Here is a 21,061-nt window from a genome sequence, read left to right as displayed (position 1 = left end):
GTGGATCTCTAGAAGGGGAGACTGGCCTCTTCCAAAAGCCGACCTTGGTACTCCTGGATCTGGAGGGCAGCCTGGAAATCCTGGCAGGCCCCCTGCCAATCCCCAGAGGCAGCCCGGGCCAGGGCGCGGTTGTAGTGAGCGTTGAGGTGGCAGGGGTCGATCTCGATGGCTTGGGTGTAGTCGCGGATGGCCGCCGAGAAATCCCCCTGTTGGGCGCAAGCCCAGCCGCGGTTGTTCAAGACCCAGACGCGCTCTTGGGGATCCAGCTCCAGTTGCAGCAGTTGAGTGTAGTCTGCCAGAGCTTTGTCCGTCTGCCCTGCGCGATCCCACAAGAGAGCTCGGCAGAGCAAAGCAGTGCGCTCCTGTGGGTTCAAGGCCAGGGCCTGCGTGTAGTCGGCAATGGCCAGCTCAGGGCGATTGGCCTGCCGATGCAGATCCCCCCGTTGACGGTAGGTCAGGGCCGCATCGGCCACTCCCCAGTCCCGGTTGAGACCCAGGGCTTGGTCGAGATCCGCCAACGCCCCCTGTTTGTCTCCCAAAGCCAGATGCACCCTTGCCCGCAGGGCAAATCCTTGAGAAGACTGCGGCTGCTGCTGGATCAGCGCCGTGAAATCCGCCAGCGCCCCGGCCAGATCCCCCCTCTCTTGGTGACACAAGCCCCGGTACAGCAGGGCGGCCGTGACCAGCGCTTCCGGAGCCCCGGGGCCGGCCAGCTCCAAGGCCCGATCCAAATCGGCCACCGCCCCCTCCAAGTTGTGGCGCAGGCGGCGAACCTGGGCCCGCTGCAGGTGGGCTTCCAGAGAGAGCTTCTGTTCCCCCTCTTGGGCCTTTTCCTGGATGAGCTGGTCAAAGTCGGATTCGGCCTGCGCAGGGTGCCCCAGCTCCTTCAAGAGGGAGCCGCGGGCCAGGCGGGCCATCCCGTGGTGGGGATCCCTTTGCAGCAGGCGGTCGAGATCGGACAGGGCCGCTTCCTTCTGGCCCAACTGCAGCAGAGTTTGTCCCCGCTGCCACAGCGCTTCCCTATGGTCGGGATCCTGCTGCAAAACCCGGCTGAGATCCTGAATGGCAGAAGCCAAGTTGCCCATCTGCCGATGGGCCATGCCCCGTCCTAACCAAGCCGTCCAGTCTTGGGGATCCTGCCGCAACACCTCATCGTAGTCGGCAATTGCTTCCTGCCACCGGCCCAATTGCCGATGGAGCTCGGCTCGCTCTTGGCGCAGATCCCGCCGCTGCGGCTGCAGGCGCACCGCCTCGTTCAACTGCTCTAGGGCCGCCTGCAGATCCCCCGTCTGAGCGTGCACCCGCGCCAGATCCCGGCGAATGTCCGCTTCGGCCACGGCTGCCCCCAGCGCCAAAGCCTGGTGGTAGTCTTGGATGGCCCCCGGCCCATCTCCCAGGGCAGCCCGCACCTGGCCGCGATGGAAATAAGCCAAGCCTGATTGAGGATCTCCTTGCAGAGCTTGGTCGAAATCGGCCAGCGCCCCCTGCCAGTCCCCCAGCCGCTGTCGCACCATGCCGCGGCCCAGATGGGCATTCACCAAGAGCTCCGACCCGCGCGGGATCCCAGGCCGGGCCGCCCATTGCAACACCTGCGAGAAGTCCTCACAGGCTGCCGACCAATCTTCCCGCTCCGCATGGAGTTGGCCGCGGTTGAAGTAGAGCTGGGGGTTTTGCGGATCCCGCTCCAGAGCAGCCGTGTAATCCTGTAGGGCCGCCAGCAGATCCCCCAGCAGCCGATGAACCCGCCCGCGGCTGCTGTAGGCACCGGCATCTTGGGGATCCAAAGCGATGGCCTGGCTCAAGTCCGCCAGAGCCGCGGCGACGTTGCCCAAATCGAGCTGGGCAATGCCCCGATTGAGGTAGGCTTTGGCCATCTGGGGATCCAGCTCCAGGGCACGGTTGAAGTCTGCCAGGGCGCCGCCGGGATCCCCCAGCCCCTGACGGGCCAAGCCCCGGCAGAGATAGGCCCGCGACAGCTTGGGATCCAGGCCGAGGGCCTGTTCACAATCGGCCAGCGCCGGCTCCAGAGCGTTGTTGCTCAGGTGGGCCATGGCCCGCTGCAAGTAGAGATCTGCTTGGGCAGCCGCCTCTGTCCCAGAAAGTTCGCCCGTTTCCGCAGCCCGCAGCGCTATGGCCTGAGAAAAATCTTCAACAGCCCCCTGGGGATCCCCCAACACTTGTCGGGCCAGGCCCCGCCGGTAATAGGCTTTGCCCTGGCCAGGATCCAACTGCAACGCTTGGGTGTAGTCCTCGACAGCCCCCTGCAGATCCAGCAACTGGGCCCGCGCCACCCCCCGGTTGAAATAAGCCTCTCCATCCTGTGGATCCCGTTTGATCACCTCGGAAAAATCTGCTGCTGCCCCCTGTGCATCTCCCAGATGGCCGCGCACCACGCCGCGGTTGAAATAGGCCCGCACATCCTCTGGGTTGAGCTCAATGGCCCGCGAATAATCCTCAATGGCCTGCTGCTGCTGATTCAGTTGCCGGTAAGCATTGCCGCGGTTGTAGTAGGCCACCGCCCATTGCGGGTTGAGGCGGAGAGCCTGTGTATAGTCGGCAACAGCCCCCTCGTAGTCCTCCAGCCGGTAGCGGGCGATGCCCCGGTTGAAATAGGCGCGGGCATCCCCTGCCAATTGAATAACTTGGGTGTAGTCTGCGATAGCCCCTGCCAAGTCTCCACTTTTGTAGCGGGCGCTGCCCCGCTGGCTGTAGGCGCGGCTGTTGCGGGGATCCAATTGAATGGCCAGGGTATAGTCGGCAATTGCTCCCTGGAAATCCCCTTGGCGGGCTTTCTCCTGTCCACGGGTCAAGAGGCGCGCTGCCAGAACTTGATCCACCGCCAGAACAGCTTCGTCAGGACTGGGCAGCAGGGGCCGCAGCGCCTCCAGCACCTCAGCCGCCGACTGAAAGCGCTCTTGCCAGCGGGGACAGATCATGCGATCCAAAATCTCCGCCAGCTCCTCGCTGACCTGAACCAGATCCCGCCAGATAAGCTGGCCGGTGCGGGGATCATCCCGGATCTTCTGAGGGGGACGACCGGTGAGGGCTTGGATAGCCAGAACTCCCACGGCGTAAAGGTCGCTGCAGGGCTGGGGCTTGCCGTTGAGCTGTTCCGGCGCTATGTAGCCCACCGAGCCGATCACCGTCGCCAACTGGGTCTGGCCGGGGGCAGGGCTGACCAGCCGTCCCACCTCTTTCACCGCCCCAAAGTCGATCAACACCAACTTGCCATCAGCATCGCGGCGCATCAGGTTGGCCGGCTTGATATCCCGATGGATGATCTGGTGGGCATGCACATGGCGCAGGATCTCCAAAATATCCCGCAACAGTTGCAAAACCTCGGCCTCGCCCAGCGGCTTGCCCGGGATCAGCTCCTGGCTGAGATCATGGCCGGCAACAAACTCTTGCACCAAGTAAAAATCCTGATCCTGCTCGAAGTGGGCCAGCAGGCGGGGCACTTGGTCGAAGTGATTGAGCTGGTTGAGAACCTTGGCTTCCCGCTCAAAAAGCTTGCGAGCCGTGGCCAGCGTGTAGGGATCCGTAGAGAGGGGGCGAAGGCGCTTGACGACGCAGGGGCTATCGAAGGTGTCTTGATCCACCGCCTTGTAGGTCACACCAAATCCCCCTTCCCCGAGGGGATGGAGAATGCGGTAGCGCCCCCTGAGCACAGTTCCCGCCCTGATTTTGTCTTCCATAGCCAAGCCGGTCACCTGAGCAGCGCAGCCTTTTGCTGTTTTGCAGGCTGGCTCGATTCTGCCACAGGCCGGCCCCCTTGAGCGGAGAGCCCCTGGCTCGGCGGTTGGCGGGTGTCTTAGTCTGGCTGGAGAGAAACCGCGATCTGGCCTCGCCGTTCTTCAAAATCGCCGACCAACAGTCTCACCTCGATCTGCCATTCCCCCGCCAGGGCCAGGGGCACATTCTCCACCCCAAATTGGCCGGGCCCAGCCGGCGCCACAGTGCGGCGTAAAGGGGGGATCCCCTGTTCCGGCAGAGAGAACCCAAGGGTCAGCTCCTGGGCCGGGATCCCTTTCACTTCAACCCGAATTTCATTCTCCCCAGGACGACAGGGCAGAATCCTCAGGTGCAAGTTGCCTTCCGGCCAGCTCAATTTCTCCTGGCAGGACGAGACTACCCCAGGGCCAGGGGGAGCCTGGGCCACGAGGAAGCTGGTCAAGGCCAGCACCAGAACGAGCCCCACCAGCTCTAGGCGGACGATCCGGCGCAGGGATCGAGCCGCCGCCCAGACCCCCGACCGCAGCGCCGGCAGCAGCCGCAACTTGTTGTGGGCGGCCAACCCTAGGATCATCAGCACCAGCAGCAGCTTGGCCCAGAGGTACTGCCCGTAGGGATGATCCCAGTCCCAGCCGCGGTGGATCCCGCCCGTTCCCACCCCCGCCAGCACCAGCCCCGGCACGGCCCAGGTGGCCACATCGGAAAACCGCTGGATGAGGCCTACTGCGGGGGGAGTCAACTCAAGGACTCCGTCCCGCTGGCGCGAATGGCTTAGCAGGCGCTCCAGCCCCCACAACCCCCCCAACCAAAAAGCCGAGCCGGCCAGGTGCAGCCCCAAGAGGGCCATCGTCCCTGCTGGATACTCGCTGGTGAGGGCATGGCCGATGGGCAAAAACGAGCCAATCACCGCCATCGACCCCAATCCGCTGGCCCAGCCAGGGCCGCCCTCGCAGGCCCAGATCAGGATCCCCAGCCCCACCAGCCGTAGCCCTGTGCCCCAACCATAGGGAGAGGCCAGCACGCTCAGCAGCTCCGGCCCGGCAAAGTGGGGGTAGAGCTGGGCCAGGTGCAAACTCAAAGCCACCAGCGTCAGGCTGAGGGTGAGCCAGGCAGCCGCAAAAGCCCAGGCCTCGGCAGAGAGCTCTATTTCATCTGCAGCGCCCGACCGCCCCCGCACCAGCCGCCACCAGCCCAGCACGCCCACCACAAACAGGCTGCCCAGGTAGATCCCCCAGCGCACTCCCACCAGCGGCCAATAGAAGGGATCCCCCGCTTGGGCTGCCCTCGCCGCCTGCAACAGCCCCGGATCCGCCGTCCCCACCTGAAAGGCAAACGAACCACTCACCGGATGGGAATCGGCAGAGATGGCCCGCCAACTGACGATGTAAACCCCTTCCGGGATCTCCGCCGGCAAATCCCCCTGCGGTGCGTTGCCCGTGCCGACCAAGTTTTCCAGGGGCAGCACCTGGCCGTTGCCGTCCAGAACCTGGAGCTGCGTGAGCTGCACAGGTTCATTGAAGACCAGCCGCACCTGCGCCGGCGCTTCCTGCAGCATCGCTCCATCTTCGGGAAAGGTGGAGAGCAAGCTGGCATGGGCAAAAACGGGCTGGATCCCGCCCACCCACAGCAGGGTGCCCAGGAGACCAACCCGAATCCAGAAGAGGATCCCCTTTTGCACAAAAGACATCATTCCAACGGCAAACCCGGCTAGCGAGCGCCATGGCCGTGGCCGTGGGTCTCTCCTTTGTCCGTCAGCTTCAGCAGCGGCGCCGGCTCTGGCAGGTTTTTGGGATCCTCCCCCGGCTGCGCCACCTGGATCCAGCGGTACATGCCTTGTTCACACTCCTGGATGACCGGGATGGGGATAGTCTCGCCGGGGCGATCCGGCAGCCTGAGGCTGAGGCTGAACTCATCCATGAACTCATCCGGCAGGGATCCGCCGCTCCAGATCACCTCGGCCACTGTTTCGGTGATCATCTTCCCGTGGGACTCGTAGGGCTTATCCAGCGGCTTTTTCACCGTCTCAATTTTCCAGAGAGGGTGCACCATCGGCTTCACCGAGGTGGCCCCTTCCGGGATCTGCACCCGCAGGCGAATGGTCGGGGAGCCATCGCAGCCATGGGGCACGCGGAAGGTGAGCTTGGCAACGCTGCCCGCCGGGGCCTCTTTGGGATGGACGGTCACATGGGCCCAAGCAGAAGAAAGGGGCACAACGCTCATTCCCAGGGCCAGCAGAGATTTCTTGGCCAAGGCCAGGTAACTGTGCCAACTGAACATTGTAAATACTCCTTAACAACGCTAGGTGGAAAGAGAACCGGTCAGGATCCGGCCAACAAAACCTAAGGATGGGGATGGGATCCGTGGGATTCGGTCACGCTCATGCTGTGCTGACCCCAACTGGAAAGGCCCATGGACACCAGGCCGGCGCTGGCCAAGCCCATCGACACCAGCCCAAAGGAGAGGGCGCCCATGGCCACCAGGCCAATCGAGAGAATGCCGTGGGTCACCACGCCAATGGCCACCACTCCATGGGCAGAAATGCCCACCGCCACCAAACCATGAGCCCCCACCCCAACCGACAAGATTTTGCGGCGGGATCCCTGTGCTCCACAGCTCTGCTCCTGCGGCATCTGAGGTGCCAGGGTCAGATCTTGAGTCCTCTCCTGGGCCATTAGCCTTTGCTCCAGTTGTGCTCAGCCCGGTCTAGAACGTAGGCGGCCACGGCTTCGATTTCTTCTGGCTTGAGCAGCTTGCCAAAAGCGGGCATGGCCCCTTTGCCGTTGCGCACCTGGGCCTGGATGAGCTCAGGGGTATCCACGTGGTACTCATGAAGAGCCGCCAGAGAGAGGTTTTTCGCTGCCACCAAACTGTTGCGCCCGTTCAAGTGACAGCCCACACACTTGGCTTGAAAGACCTTGGCTCCCAAAGCCAAATCCGGCTCCGCAGAAGCCACTTGTGGGCCCCAAAAGACAGCAGCACCGACCAGCAAAAGCAGCAAGAAGAGTTTGACGATCCGCATTTTCCTCTCAACAATCTGCAAAAGACCGTTCATAGAAAAATCCAGCTTTTGAAGCCAGACCATTATCTCCGGCAGGTCAGGTCAGGTCAAAAGACAGCCTGTCAAGTCCCCCGCAGGTACCATGGGGTGTAGGATCCCCAAGGCCATGAGCGGTCTGCCCCCCGAGTTCATTCAACTGGTGCGCCAGAAGGCCGACCTCGTCGAGGTGGTGGCCGAAAAGGTGGTGCTGCGCAAGCAGGGCAAGAATTTCGTCGGCCTCTGTCCTTTCCACAATGACCGCAAGCCCAGTCTTCAGGTCAGCCCCAGCAAGCAGATCTACAAGTGCTTCTCCTGCGGGGCGGGCGGAGATGTCATCCGCTTTGTCAGCCAGATGGAGCGCCTCTCCTTTGCCGAGGCGGTGCGCCACTTGGCCCGCCGCTACCATGTGCCGGAGCCCAGGGGATCCCTCTCCCAGGACTACGAGCGCCAACTCTCCCGCCAGGAAAAGCTGCTGGAGATCTTGGCCCTGTCCGCCGATTTCTACCAGCACGCCCTCCGCTCCCAGCTAGGATCCCTGGCCCGCCAGTACCTGCACAGCCGACGCCTGAGGGAAGAAACCTTGCAAAAATTTCAAATCGGCTTTGCTCCCCCCGGCTGGCACTCGCTCTACGAATACCTGGTTAACCAGAAGGGTCAGCCGGTCCAACTTCTAGAAGAAGCCGGCTTGCTGGTGCCGCGCCAACAGGGATCCGGACATTACGACCGCTTCCGCAACCGCATCATGCTGCCCATTTTCGACCTGCAGGGGCGGGTGATCGGCTTTGCCGGCAGAGCCTTGGGAGAGGAGCAGCCCAAGTACCTGAACTCTCCAGAAACCGAGCTGTTCAACAAAAGCCAGGTGGTCTACGGCCTTAACTTTGCCCGCGACGCCATTGCCAAGGCCGACCAAGCCTTGGTGGTGGAAGGGTACTTTGATGTCATCGCCCTGCATCAGGCGGGAGTTGCCCACGCTGTAGCCGCTATGGGCACGGCTTTGACGCCCCACCAGGTGAAAGTCCTGCTGCGCTATACCCAATCGAAGCGGCTGATTCTCAACTTTGATGCGGATCGGGCCGGGTTGAACGCGGCCAACCGGGCCATTGAAGCCATTGAAGACCAAGCGCGGCGCGGAGAAATCGAGCTGCGCATTCTCACCCTTCCCGAGGGCAAAGATGCCGACGAGTTTTTGCAAGAGCATCCTGTTTCTGAGTTTCAAACCTTGCTCAGTCAAGCTCCCCTGTGGCTGGATTGGCGAATTGAACAGGTGCTGGCCGGTCGGGATCTGAGCCGAGCCGCGGATTTTCAGCAGGCCCAGCAAGCCCTTGTGCAACTGCTGGCCGGTTTGGGTGGACAATGGCGCTCTTTGTACTTGCATAAAGTGGCAGAATTGCTCAGCCGCGGCAACGGTCGCCTCAGCCGGGACTTGGAAGAAGACCTGCGCCGCGCCGTGCGCGGCTACCGCTGGGCCAAACCCCGCCAACCTCCTGCCAACAAGGGATCCAAGCTCTTACAATCGGAGTCCCATCTTTTGCAGATTTTCTTGCATTTTGCCGAGTACCGCCGCGAAATTCGTGAGACCTTGTTGGAGCGAGAGCTGCAGTTTAGTTTTCGCCCTCACCGAGAGCTGTGGCAGCGGACTTTGGAGTTGCTGGCGGCGCAGCCGGAGCTGGAAGACCAAGAAGAGCCTTTGCTGACGGCTTTGCGCACCCTCTGCGCCCATGAGGAACAGCTCAACGAGCGCCTCAGCCATCTGCTTTGGCTGGACGAGAACACCCGTGTAGCCTTGATGCGTCCACGGATGGTGGTGCGGGCCGCCATTGCCAATATGGAGCTGGAAATTCGCCAGAAACGCTACCGCTACTGGACCCAACTGTGGGATCAAGCCTTTTCCGAGGGCAACACCGTCCTTGCCGCCCAGTACCAGGCCAGCATCCAGCAGGAGTACCAAGCCATTCAAGCGCTGCAGCGGCAGGTGCAATTGAGCCTAGAAGACCTGTCGGAAGCCCCACTGGCCGAAGATTTGTGAGTCATTTCCAATAGCAATGAAACGGCTCGTTACCTTGAACCCTAACTCCCCCTTTCCAGAAAGGAGGAGCTGGGGGTAGGGCTGTCACCGCGCCCCCTTACACTGTTTAAGATAGCCCGCTCTGCCAGTGGGATCCCCAACCGGTAGGATAGAAACAAAAGCAATTTCCAAGCCATGGAGGTTTCCTGGAGGGAGGGATCCACAATGTCTGTTGCTGGGCAGGCTTCGGTTCGGGTGAGGCTGTCTCGGCTCCTGCGGGGGATGGTGTTTTGGGGGCTGCTACTATACCTGGGGGTCATTCTCCTGGGGCTCCCGGCCTGGGCAGAAGACTACACCAAACGAGATCTGCAGGGCATGAGCTTTGCCGGGCAAGACCTGAGCGGCTGGAAATTTCTCAAGGCCAACCTGCGCCAAAGCGATCTCAGCCATGTCAAAGCGGCAGGGGCGAATTTGTTTGGGGCCAACCTCAGCAAGGCCAACCTGCGCGGGGCCGATCTGCGCGGCGCCACCTTGGACATGGCTAACTTACAGGGCGCGGATCTGCGAGAGGCACAACTGCAGGACAGCATGATGTGGTTGGCTCGAGTAGAGGACATCCAGATCGAGGGGGCGGATTTCACCAATGCCTTGATACGGCAAGATGCCCTTGCCATCCTCTGCGAGCGGGCCAGGGGCGTTAACCCCGTCACCGGTCGCGCCACCCGCGATACCCTCGAATGCGACTAGTCCTCACCCCCAGCCCCTCTCCCTGAGGGAGAGGGGGGATTGGCGGCCCAGCAAAGATTCTCTGGGATTGGGAATAGCTGTGGCTAGGAACTGGGAGCAGCCGCCTCAGAGCGGGCGGGCTTGCGCTGAAACTGGGCGAGGAGAGAGTTCCAGGCCAGGCGGGCCATCGACAACAGCCAATTGCCCTCCAACTCCCTAAACAAGTCCATGTTCAGCTTGAAGGCGTAGTTGGCTTCCGCCACAATGCGCTCGATGGTGGCCTGATCCAGTCCCAGGGCGTCCATCTGAGCGCGGTAGCGCTGCTTGAACTTGCCCTCATGAGGGATCTGCTCGAAATCGTAAAAGGCCGTTCCCTCTCCTGGCGGCAGGCCCATGGCCCGGCGGGCAATATTTTTCAGGATCTGGCCACCCGACAGGTCGCCGATGTAGCGGGTGTAGGCATGGGCAATCAGCAGAACCGGGTCTGTTTCCACCACTTCTCGAATGCGGTTGACGTAGACCTGGCAAGCGGGGGAGGGCTTGACCACAGCGCGCCAATTGGGGCCGACAAAATAATTTAAATCCTTCTCCAAGCTGGCCTTGCGCCACAGCTCCGGGTAGTAGAGCCGGCCCACCAGCGGGTGCTCTCGCAACTGCGCGAACCCCTCTTCCAGAGCGCCATAGACAAAGTAAAAATTGCCCACATAGCGGCTGTAGGCTTTTTTATCCACCACCCCCTTGAGGAAGCACTTGATGAAGGCCATATTCTCGGCCATGGTGTGGGACTGCTTGGTGCCCTCCCGCAACTGGGCCGATAGGCTGGTGTTCTGATTCTCTTGATGGTGCAGACTCACAAAACCCTCCTCGTCAAAGACGGCTGCTTGTGTCCAGTTGTTTTCAAAAACATCAATAAAGATCGCCCTGGCCTGAGAAGCTGTGTAAACCCATTTCAACCCCTTCTCATCTGGATGAAGGTAGATCCTGCCGGGGAACCCCTCTGGTCACCGCGACGCAGACCAGACCCCCCTAACAGGCTGAGCGCGCCCTCATAACGACTCGACTCAGCCTCTAGGCCTACCCCACTTTTCCGATCCCTGTTGACGACCGGCAAGCGGAGTCGGAGCAGCGGCTGACTTCCCAACGGTCAACGATTAGAATAATCTGCCTGAGTGTGAATGGATGTGAACAATCCTTAAGTTGGGGATCGCCCTAAGGTTGGCAGCTTGGGTGGGATCCAGGTGCCATTGCCCAAACTTTCCGGATGCCCCCTCGGCCCTTGTAACGTTCGTTGACGATCGTTGGTGGGGTTTCTATAATGAAAGGCCTGACTGCAGCGCGACCCCTCCCGAGCAACGCATGACACAATTAGCAGTGCCATCCCCTGCCGCTCCTACCTTTCCTGACCTGGTAGAGATTCAGCGGGAGAGTTTCTTATGGTTTTTGCGAGAAGGGTTTGAAGAGGAGCTTCTCAGCTTTTCCCCCATCGTCGATTACACGGGCAAGCTGGAGCTGCACTTTTTGCCCGAATATCGCCCTGGGGATCCTTCCAAAGGATACAAGATCAACAAACCGCGCTACGACCCTGAGGAAGCTAAGCGACGGGATGCTACCTACCAAGCGCAAATCCGGGTGCCCACTCGCCTGATCAACAAGGAGACCGGCGAGATCAAGGACATGGACGTCTTCATCGGCGAACTGCCCTTGATGACGGATCGCGGCACCTTTATCATCAACGGCGCCGAGCGGGTGATCGTCAACCAAATTGTGCGCAGCCCCGGCGTCTACTACAAGTCGGAACTGGACAAAAACGGCCGCCGCACCTACAGCGCCAGCCTCATCCCCAACCGGGGCGCCTGGCTGAAGTTCGAGACCGACAAAAACGGCCTGGTGTGGGTGCGCATCGACAAAACCCGCAAGCTCTCGGCGGCGGTGCTGCTGAAAGCCTTGGGCCTGAGCGACTCGGAGATCTACGACAGCCTGCGTCACCCCGAATTTTTCCAAAAAACCATGGAAAAAGAGGGGCACTACAGCGAAGAAGAGGCCCTGATGGAGCTGTACCGCAAGTTGCGGCCCGGCGAGCCTCCCACCGTCTCCGGCGGCCAGCAGTTGCTGGAGTCCCGCTTCTTCGATCCCAAGCGCTACGACCTGGGCCGGGTAGGGCGTTACAAGCTCAACAAAAAGCTCAATCTCAACGTGGCGGAAAACGTGCGGGTGCTCACCGTCCCGGACATCTTGGCCGTCATCGACTACCTGATTAACTTGGAGTACGACATCGGCCATGTGGACGACATCGACCACCTGGGCAACCGCCGTGTGCGCTCGGTGGGCGAGCTCTTGCAAAACCAGGTGCGGGTGGGTCTGAATCGCCTGGAGCGGATCATCCGCGAACGCATGACAGTTTCGGAGTCGGAAAACCTCACCCCGGCCTCTTTGGTCAACCCCAAGCCCTTGGTAGCGGCCATCAAGGAGTTTTTCGGCTCCAGCCAGCTCTCCCAGTTCATGGATCAGACCAACCCGCTGGCGGAGCTGACCCACAAGCGGCGGCTGTCGGCTCTGGGACCGGGCGGCCTGAGTCGGGAACGGGCTGGCTTTGCCGTGCGGGACATCCACCCCAGCCACTACGGACGCATCTGCCCCATCGAAACTCCCGAAGGCCCCAACGCCGGGCTGATCGGATCCCTGGCCACCCACGCCCGCGTCAACCAGTACGGCTTCATCGAAAGCCCCTACTACCGTGTCGAAAACGGCGTGGTGCGCAAAGACCTGGGCATGGTCTACCTCACCGCCGACGAGGAGGACGAGTATCGCGTGGCGCCGGGGGATGTGCCGGTGGATGCCGAAGGCCGCATTACCGCCGACTTGGTGCCGGTGCGCTACCGTCAAGAGTTCACCACCGCCCACCCCACGGAAGTGCACTATGTGCAGGTGGCGCCGGTGCAAGTGATCTCGGTGGCCACCTCCTTGATTCCCTTTCTGGAGCATGACGACGCCAACCGCGCCCTCATGGGGGCGAACATGCAGCGGCAGGCGGTGCCTCTGCTGAAGCCGGATCGGCCTTATGTGGGCACGGGTTTGGAAGCCCAGGCGGCGCGGGACTCCGGCATGGTGGTGGTGTCGCGCACCCACGGCGTGGTGACCTACGTTTCTGCCGATGAAATTGTGGTGCGGCCCGAAGATGGCGGGGATCCCATCGTCTATCGTCTGCAGAAGTACCAGCGCTCCAACCAAGATACCTGCCTCAACCAACGTCCTCTTGTCTACGCGGGGGATCGGGTGGTAGCCGGGCAGGTGCTGGCGGACGGTCCGGCTACCGAGGGGGGCGAGCTGGCTTTGGGTCAAAACGTGCTGGTGGCCTACATGCCCTGGGAGGGCTACAACTACGAAGACGCCATCTTGATCAGCGAGCGGCTGGTCTACGACGACGTCTTCACCTCGGTTCACATCGAGAAGCACGAGATCGAGGCCCGGCAAACCAAGCTAGGCCCTGAAGAGATCACCCGCGAGATCCCCAACGTGGGGGAAGATGCCCTGCGCGACCTAGACGAAAACGGCATTGTGCGCATTGGGGCCTGGGTGGAGGCTGGCGATATTTTGGTGGGCAAAGTCACTCCCAAAGGGGAGTCGGATCAGCCACCAGAGGAGCGACTCTTGCGGGCCATCTTCGGGGAAAAAGCCCGCGACGTGCGGGACAATTCCCTGCGTGTGCCCAACGGCGAGCGCGGTCGGGTGGTGGATGTGCGCATCTTCACCCGTGAGCAGGGGGACGAGCTGCCTCCGGGCGCCAACATGGTGGTGCGGGTTTACATCGCCCTCAAGCGCAAAATTCAAGTGGGGGACAAGATCGCGGGCCGCCACGGCAACAAGGGCATCATCTCCCGCATCTTGCCGATCGAGGACATGCCCTACCTGGCGGATGGCACACCGGTGGACGTGGTGCTCAACCCCTTGGGGGTTCCCTCCCGCATGAATGTGGGCCAAGTGTATGAGTGCCTCCTGGGTTGGGCAGCAGAACATTTGGGAGTGCGCTTCAAGTTGATGCCCTTCGACGAGATGCATGGTTTGGAGGCCTCGCGTTTGACGGTGGAGGCCAAGTTGCGGGAGGCCCGAGAAAAGACCGGCAAAGATTGGATCTTCAACCCAGAAGGTAAGTACTGCGGCAAGATCCAGGTGTTTGACGGTCGCACCGGGGAGCTTTTCGACCAGCCCGTTACGGTGGGCCGCGCCTACATGTTGAAGCTGGTGCATTTGGTGGACGACAAGATCCACGCCCGCTCCACCGGCCCCTACTCTTTGGTGACCCAGCAACCTTTGGGGGGCAAGGCGCAGCAGGGTGGCCAGCGCTTTGGCGAGATGGAGGTGTGGGCTCTAGAAGCGTTTGGGGCGGCCTACATCTTGCAGGAGCTGCTCACCGTCAAGTCCGACGACATGGTGGGTCGCAACGAGGCTCTCAACGCCATCGTCAAGGGCAAGCCCATCCCTCGGCCTGGCACGCCGGAGTCCTTCAAGGTGCTGGTACGGGAGCTGCAGTCCCTCTGTCTGGATGTTTCGGTCCACAAAGTGGAGACGGACAACGAGGGCCAAACCCGCAATGTGGAGGTGGATCTGATGGCCGATACTTCCAACCGTCACACTCCCTCTCGACCCACGTATGAGTCGGTTACGCCTGAGGATCTTTCCCTATCGCCTGGGGCGGCCTTTACCTTCGCCAGCCGCAGCCAAGATGAGGACGGAGAAGAGGAAGAGGAGTTTTGATTGTCGATCGGGATCCCATTCGACCTGTGAAGGAGGGTGGTGTTTACCTCTCCCTTGGGTTTAGGTAGCAGGGCAACAAGTCAGGAGAACAACGGCGATGGCCAAAACAGAGCAACGCTTTGACTATGTCAAAATCGGCTTGGCTTCTCCAGAGCGGATCATGGAGTGGGGCCAGCGCACCCTGCCCAACGGCCAAGTGGTGGGGGAAGTCACCAAGCCGGAGACCATCAACTATCGCACCCTCAAGCCGGAGATGGATGGTCTTTTTTGCGAGCGCATCTTTGGGCCAGCCAAAGACTGGGAGTGCCACTGCGGCAAGTACAAGCGCGTGCGGCATCGGGGGATCGTCTGCGAGCGCTGTGGGGTGGAGGTGACCGAGTCGCGGGTGCGCCGTCACCGCATGGGTTACATCAAGTTGGCTGCCCCCGTCACCCATGTCTGGTATTTGAAAGGGATCCCCAGCCACATCGCCACGCTGTTGGATATGCCGCTGCGGGATGTGGAGCAAGTGGTCTACTTCAACGCCTACGTGGTGGTGGATCCCGGCAACGCCCCCAATCTTTCCTACAAGCAGTTGCTGACCGAGGATCAATACCTCGAGATCGAGGATCAGATGTACGAGGAGGGCTCGGAGCTGCAACTGCCGGAGAACTGGGCCATGATCGGGGCAGAGGCCATCGAACGCCTGCTCAAGGATATCGACCTGGAAAAAGAGGCGGAGCAGTTGCGGGAGGACATCGCCGGTGCTCGCGGCCAGAAGCGGGCGCGCCTGATCAAGCGGCTGCGGGTGATCGATAACTTTATCGCAACCGGATCCCGTCCGGAGTGGATGGTATTGCGGGTGCTGCCGGTGATCCCGCCCGATCTGCGCCCGATGGTTCAGTTAGATGGGGGCCGCTTTGCCACCAGCGACCTCAACGATCTCTACCGCCGGGTGATCAACCGCAACAACCGCCTGGCCCGGCTGCAGGAGATCATGGCGCCGGAGATTATTGTGCGCAACGAAAAGCGCATGCTGCAGGAGGCGGTGGACGCGCTGATCGACAACGGTCGGCGGGGGCGCGTGGTGGCGGGGGCCAACAACCGTCCCCTCAAGTCCCTATCGGACATCATCGAGGGCAAACAGGGGCGCTTCCGGCAAAATCTGTTGGGCAAACGGGTGGACTACTCCGGGCGTTCGGTAATCGTGGTGGGGCCCAACCTGCGCATGCACCAGTGTGGGCTGCCCAAAGAGATGGCCATCGAGCTGTTCCAGCCGTTCGTCATTCACAAGTTGATCAAGCGGAACATCGTCAACAACATCAAAGCCGCCAAAAAGCTGATCCTGAGCAACGACCCGCAGGTTTGGGATGTGCTAGAGGAGGTGATCGACGGCCACCCCGTCTTGCTCAACCGCGCCCCGACATTGCACCGTCTGGGGATCCAAGCTTTTGAGCCGATCCTGGTGGAAGGGAGGGCGATTCAGCTCCACCCCTTGGTCTGCCCGGCTTTCAATGCCGACTTCGACGGCGACCAGATGGCGGTGCATGTGCCCCTGTCGTTGGAAGCCCAGGCGGAGGCACGCTTGCTGATGTTGGCCACCAACAACATCCTCTCCCCGGCCACCGGCGCTCCCATCATCACCCCCAGCCAAGATATGGTGTTGGGATGTTACTACCTGACCGCAGATAACCCCCACGCGCCCGCGGTTGAAGATCGCTACTTTGCCAGCCTCGAGGATGCTCTCATCGCCTACGACCGCGGTGTCATCGGCCTGCACAGCAAAATCTGGGTGCGCTACAACGGCCCGATGGAGCTGGGCAAGGGCGAAAAAGAGTCCGAGCCCCAGATTATCGAAGAAGCGGGCGGCACCCGCCTCAAGATCACCAACTACCGTCGCATCCGTGAGGATCAAGACGGCAACGTGATCAGCCAGTACATGCGCACCACGGCAGGTCGGATCATTTTTAACAAGGCGGTGCAAGATATTTTGTCTGCCTAGACCCACTCCCGAGCTGTCCTCTTCTTTGAAGGATGGATTGTCGGGATCCCCTCACCCAGCCGTTGTCGAGAATCTGCTGAACATATCAGCGAGGCATCATGAGTGAAAAAGGACGCCTTTCCGCCGGCCTGTCGCGTAACAACGCCGAGGCCCCTCTGCCCCCTGTGCCCTTTCGCAACTATCAAATCGGCAAAAAAGAGCTGCGCAATCTGATCGCGTGGTCGTTTGCCCGCTACGGCACCGCCCGCACCGCTCAGATGGCGGATGCCCTCAAGACCCTGGGCTTCAAATACGCCACCCAGGCCGCCGTCTCCATCAGCGTCGAGGATCTGCGCGTCCCGCCCAGCAAGCGGCAGTTGTTGGCCCAGGCGGAAGCGGAGATCGAGGCAGCTACGGAGCGCTACACCCGTGGAGAAATCACAGAGGTGGAGCGCTACCAAAAGGTGATCGACACCTGGAACCAGACCAACGACCAGATCAAGGAGGAGATGCTCAGCAACTTCCGCCAAAACGATCCCCTCAACTCCGTGTACATGATGGCCAACTCGGGAGCGAGGGGGAACGTCTCGCAGGTGCGGCAGTTGGTGGGCATGCGCGGCCTGATGGCCAACCCGCAGGGGGAGATCATCGACTTGCCGATTAAAACCAATTTCCGCGAGGGCCTGACGGTTACCGAGTACATCATCTCCTCCTATGGGGCCCGCAAGGGGTTGGTGGATACAGCCCTGCGCACCGCCGACTCCGGCTACCTGACCCGCCGTTTGGTGGACGTCTCTCAGGATGTGATCGTGCGCGAATCCGACTGCGGCACCGAGCAGGGCATTCTCCTGGAATACCTGATGGACGGGGACAAAGTGGTGGTGTCCTTGGAGGAGCGCCTGGTGGGCCGGGTGCTGGCGCGGGATGTGGTGCATCCGCAAACCCAGGAGATCATTGCCCGTCGCAACCAAGAGGTGGATCACGACCTGGCCAAAACCATCGTGGAGGCCGGCATCCGGCAGGTGATGGTGCGTTCTCCCCTCACCTGTGAGGCTAACCGCTCCGTGTGCCGCATGTGCTATGGCTGGAGCCTGGCCCACTCCCGCCTGGTGGATTTGGGAGAGGCCGTCGGGATCATCGCCGCCCAATCGATTGGGGAGCCGGGCACCCAGTTGACCATGCGCACCTTCCACACGGGGGGTGTGTTCACCGGGGAGGTGGCCCGCCAAATTCGCGCCCCCTTTGCCGGCGTGGTGCGGTTCCCGAAAAACCTGCGCACCCGCCCCTTCCGCACCCGCCACGGCGATGACGCTCTCCAGGTGGAGGTGAACAACCAAATCGTCTTGGAAGGCCCAGACGGCCAGCGGGAAGTCTTCGACATGACCCAGGGATCCACCCTGCTGGTGCGGGACGGAACCCAGGTGCAGCGGGATCAGTTAATTGCGGAGGTGTCGCTGGCCAAGGCCAGCCGCAAGAGCACCGAAAAAGCCCAGAAAGAGGTGGTGGCCGACCTGGCCGGCGAAATTCGCTTTGCCGATCTGCCCATCGAGGAGAAGACCGACCGCCAGGGGAACACCACCTACACCGCCCAGCGGCAGGGGTTGATCTGGGTGATGTCTGGCCAGGTGTACAATCTCCCGCCGGGGGCCGAGCCGGTGGTGAAAAACGGGGATCGGGTGCAGGCGGGGGATGTAATCGCCGAAACCTCGCTGGTGACGGAGCACGGCGGCATTGTGCGGCTGCCGGAGCGCAGCGACACCAAAAGTGGGCGCGAGGTGGAGATCATCAACGCTTCTGTGGTGCTGCACGAGGCGCGGGTGCGGGTGGAATCCCACCAGGGCCGGGAGCAATTTTTGCTGGATACCGCCAGCGGCCAGACCTTCGTGCTCAAGGCCACGCCGGGCACCAAAGTGGGCAACGACGAAGTGGTGGCAGAGCTGATCGACAACCACTTCCGCAGCCAGACGGGGGGCTTGGTGAAGTTTGCCGGCATTGAGGTGGCACGGCGTGGCAAGGCCAAGCAAGGTTACGAAGTCATCCAGGGTGGCACCCTGCTGTGGATCCCGGAAGAGACCCATGAGGTGAACAAAGACATCTCCCTATTGAACGTGGAGGATGGCCAGTACGTAGAAGCCGGCACCGAGGTGGTGAAGGACATCTTCTGCCAAAATGCCGGCGTTGTCGAGGTCATCCAGAAAAACGACATTTTGCGGGAGATCGTCATCAAGCCGGGATCCCTGCATCTGGTGGACAACCCCGCCGATTTGGAGGTGAAAAGCGGCACCCTCATCCAGCCAGGGCAACAGGTGCTCAGCAGCATCGTTCCCGACCAACTGGTCTATCTGGAGCATGTGGAAACCCCCGAAGGCCCAGGCTTGCTGCTGCGCCCGGTGCAGGAGTACGAAATCCCCGACCGACCCTCGGTGCCCAGCCAGGAGTCCACCAGCGAGTCCGGCCGCTCCATTCGCCTGCGGGCGGTGCAGCGGGTTCCCTTCAAAGATGGAGAGCGCGTGAAGTCGGTGGGGCCGGTGGAGCTCCTGCGCACGCAACTGGTGCTGGAGATCGATACCGACGCCCCGCAACTGAAGGCCGATATTGAGCTGATCCAAGATGAGAAGGATCCCAGTATCCGCCGCCTGCAACTGGTCATTCTGGAAACCCTGCTGCTGCGCCGCGATGTGGAAGCAGATCTGACGCAGGGGAGTACCCACACGCGGCTGTTGGTGAGCGAGGGAGACAACATCGCCAGAGGAGATGTGATCGCCCGCACCGAGATTCAGGCCAAAAAAGCCGGGATCGTGCAAGGGATCCGCCAGGGCGCAGAAGTGGTGCGGCGGGTTCTGGTGGTTACTGACGACGACCTGCTGACGGTGCCCCTGGCGGGCCCGGCCAGCGTCGAGGTGGGAGCGCTGGTGCGGGCCAGAGACGAGCTGGCTCCGGGGATCCCTGCTCCCGAGTCGGGGCAAGTGATGCAGGTAACCGATGGCCAAGTGGTGTTGCGGGCGGCACGGCCCTACTTGGTGTCGGCGGGCGCCATTTTGCAGGTGCGGGATGGGGATCTGGTGCAGCGGGGGGATTCTTTGGCCCTCCTGGTGTTTGAGCGGGCCAAGACGGGGGATATCATTCAAGGTCTGCCGCGGATCGAGGAGCTGCTGGAGGCCCGCAAGCCCAAGGAAATGTGCGTTTTGGCCAGGCGGCCCGGCACGGTGCAACTGAGCTGGCGAGGAGAAGAGCCGGATCTGCGGGTCATCGAAGCCGATGGCACGGTTACCGAGTATTCGGTGATGCCGGGGCAAAATCTGATCGTGGTCGATGGCCAACCGGTGCAAGCAGGGGATCCCCTTACCGATGGCCCCGCCAATCCCCACGACCTCTTGGAGATCTACTACGAGTACCATCGCCAAACCTTGGGAGATGACCAAGCAGCGCAGTTGGCTTTGCGGGAGGTGCAGCGCTTTTTCGTGAACGAAGTGCAGAATGTCTACCGCTCGCAAGGGGTGGAGATTGCCGACAAACACATCGAGATCGTGGTGCGCCAGATGACCTCGAAGGTGCGGGTGGATGACGGCGGCGATACCATCCTGTTGCCGGGCGAGCTGGTGGAGCTGCGGGAAATCCAGCAAACCAATGCCAACATGGCCTTTACCGGGGGAGCGCCGGCCAAGTACACGCCCGTCTTGCTGGGGATCACCAAGGCCAGCTTAAACACCGACAGCTTCATCTCGGCGGCCAGCTTCCAGGAGACCACGCGGGTGCTGACGGAGGCGGCCATCGAGGGCAAGTCGGACTGGCTGCGGGGGCTGAAGGAGAACGTGATCATCGGGCGTTTGATCCCCGCGGGCACCGGCTTCAGCACCTACGAGGAGATGGCGCCAGAACCGGAGCCGGAGGAAGAGGAGGAGCCTGTCGTGCTGCCGGAGCTGCCGCCCCGTTTGATCTTGGAAGACGACCAGCTCATCGACGACTCCACCCCTGCTTTTGACGAGCTGGAGGAGGATGAGGAAGAGGAGTGAGGCGCTGGAGCTCTCGGATTGGGCCACTTTGCAAGCTGAAATCGTCCGTTGCCGTCGCTGTCCCCGCCTGGTAGCTTGGCGAGAAGGGGTTGCCCAGCAAAAGGTGGCCCGTTTTTGCGACCAACTCTACTGGGGCCGACCGGTGCCGGGGTTTGGGGATCCGCAGGCGCGGCTGTGGGTGATCGGCTTGGCGCCAGCCGCCCATGGGGGCAACCGCACAGGCCGGGTGTTTACTGGGGATCCCAGCGGGGATTGGCTGTTCCGCGCCCTGTACCGGGTCGGGTTTGCCAATCAACCCACCTCAATCCACCGGGAGGATGGCCTGCAATTGCGGGATTGCTACATCTCAGCCGTGGTGCGCTGTGCGCCGCCGCAGAACCGTCCCACCGCCGCAGAAGCCGAAGCTTGCCTGGGCTATCTGAGACAAGAGCTGGAGCTGTTGACCCAGGTGCGGGTGATCTTGGCGTTGGGCCATTTTGCCTTTCGCTACACCTTGGCGCTCTTGCCGCCTCTCAGGCCCCGCCCCCGCTTTGGCCACAACTGCGTCATTCCTTTGGGAGAGGGTCGCTATTTGCTGACGTCTTACCACCCCAGCCGCCGCAACACGGCCACCAAGCGGTTGACAGAGGCGATGCTGGACGCCGTCTTTGAGCGGGCGCAGCAGTTGTTGTCCCCATCTCCGCCATCCACCCCCCTGATCGAGTTTTGAGCCGAAGATTCTGCAGTGGCCGGACGTTTTGCCAAAGGCTGGAGTCGTTGCCGCCCCTCACCCCCAACCCCTCTGCCCCAAGGGGAGAGGGGAGCTGGAGATCGGCGGAGGAGCTGTTTCATAGCCA

Annotated in this window: 12 protein-coding genes; 6 read left to right on the top strand and 6 right to left on the bottom strand. The window is 61.7% G+C overall.

Annotated elements, in window-relative coordinates; all coding sequences use genetic code 11:
* Positions 1-8 precede the first annotated feature (8 nt).
* The 5 genes from NW826_RS10905 to NW826_RS10885 form a co-directional block, all read right to left on the bottom strand.
* Positions 9-3,695 carry a tetratricopeptide repeat protein gene (locus tag NW826_RS10905; protein WP_414510137.1) on the bottom strand — a complete coding sequence of 1,229 codons (3,687 nt, stop codon included), beginning with the start codon at positions 3,693-3,695 and terminating at the stop codon, positions 9-11.
* Positions 3,696-3,811: 116 nt separating this feature from the next.
* Positions 3,812-5,419: a copper resistance CopC/CopD family protein gene (locus NW826_RS10900; RefSeq protein ID WP_414510136.1), complete on the bottom strand. Its 1,608-nt coding sequence runs from the start codon at positions 5,417-5,419 to the stop codon at positions 3,812-3,814.
* Positions 5,420-5,439: 20 nt separating this feature from the next.
* Entirely contained in the window at positions 5,440-6,009 is a 570-nt protein-coding gene (locus tag NW826_RS10895) for a YcnI family protein (RefSeq protein ID WP_414338245.1), read from the bottom strand.
* Between the two features lie 62 nt (positions 6,010-6,071).
* Positions 6,072-6,404 (bottom strand): hypothetical protein, encoded by a 333-nt coding sequence (locus NW826_RS10890; protein ID WP_414365495.1) that lies wholly within the window; start codon positions 6,402-6,404, stop codon positions 6,072-6,074.
* Complete coding sequence (locus tag NW826_RS10885) at positions 6,404-6,784, bottom strand: c-type cytochrome (RefSeq protein WP_414332911.1); 381 nt, start codon at positions 6,782-6,784, stop codon at positions 6,404-6,406. The genes NW826_RS10890 and NW826_RS10885 overlap by 1 nt, the downstream gene beginning before the upstream one ends.
* 112 nt (positions 6,785-6,896) lie before the next feature.
* Here NW826_RS10885 and dnaG point away from each other — a divergent pair, with 112 nt between their 5' ends.
* The gene (gene dnaG / locus NW826_RS10880; protein WP_414510135.1) at positions 6,897-8,795 is read left to right on the top strand and encodes a DNA primase; all 1,899 of its coding nucleotides are present in this window, start codon (positions 6,897-6,899) and stop codon (positions 8,793-8,795) included.
* Between the two features lie 204 nt (positions 8,796-8,999).
* Positions 9,000-9,521 (top strand): pentapeptide repeat-containing protein, encoded by a 522-nt coding sequence (locus NW826_RS10875; RefSeq protein ID WP_414349073.1) that lies wholly within the window; start codon positions 9,000-9,002, stop codon positions 9,519-9,521.
* Between the two features lie 83 nt (positions 9,522-9,604).
* Here the strand turns inward: NW826_RS10875 and NW826_RS10870 are convergent, their stop codons facing one another.
* The gene (locus NW826_RS10870; RefSeq protein WP_414332905.1) at positions 9,605-10,354 is read right to left on the bottom strand and encodes a heme oxygenase (biliverdin-producing); all 750 of its coding nucleotides are present in this window, start codon (positions 10,352-10,354) and stop codon (positions 9,605-9,607) included.
* Positions 10,355-10,856: 502 nt separating this feature from the next.
* Here NW826_RS10870 and rpoB point away from each other — a divergent pair.
* The 4 genes from rpoB to NW826_RS10850 all read left to right on the top strand — a co-directional run bounded on the left by rpoB (position 10,857) and on the right by NW826_RS10850 (position 20,934).
* Positions 10,857-14,252, top strand: coding sequence for a DNA-directed RNA polymerase subunit beta (gene rpoB / locus NW826_RS10865; protein WP_414332903.1), 3,396 nt, complete (start codon positions 10,857-10,859; stop codon positions 14,250-14,252).
* A gap of 97 nt (positions 14,253-14,349) precedes the next feature.
* Positions 14,350-16,233 (top strand): DNA-directed RNA polymerase subunit gamma, encoded by a 1,884-nt coding sequence (locus NW826_RS10860; protein ID WP_414332901.1) that lies wholly within the window; start codon positions 14,350-14,352, stop codon positions 16,231-16,233.
* Between the two features lie 98 nt (positions 16,234-16,331).
* Positions 16,332-20,225: a DNA-directed RNA polymerase subunit beta' gene (locus tag NW826_RS10855; protein WP_414332899.1), complete on the top strand. Its 3,894-nt coding sequence runs from the start codon at positions 16,332-16,334 to the stop codon at positions 20,223-20,225.
* A complete protein-coding gene (locus NW826_RS10850; protein ID WP_414510134.1) occupies positions 20,209-20,934 on the top strand; it encodes a uracil-DNA glycosylase in 726 nt (241 codons plus the stop codon). Before NW826_RS10855 ends, NW826_RS10850 begins: the two co-directional genes overlap by 17 nt.
* The last annotated feature ends 127 nt before the right edge of the window (positions 20,935-21,061 follow it).

The organism is Synechococcus sp. OH20, from assembly GCF_047502685.1.
In the GTDB taxonomy this organism is placed as follows: Bacteria; Cyanobacteriota; Cyanobacteriia; order Thermostichales; family Thermostichaceae; genus Thermostichus.
This window is presented reverse-complemented; position numbering and strand designations above follow the sequence as displayed.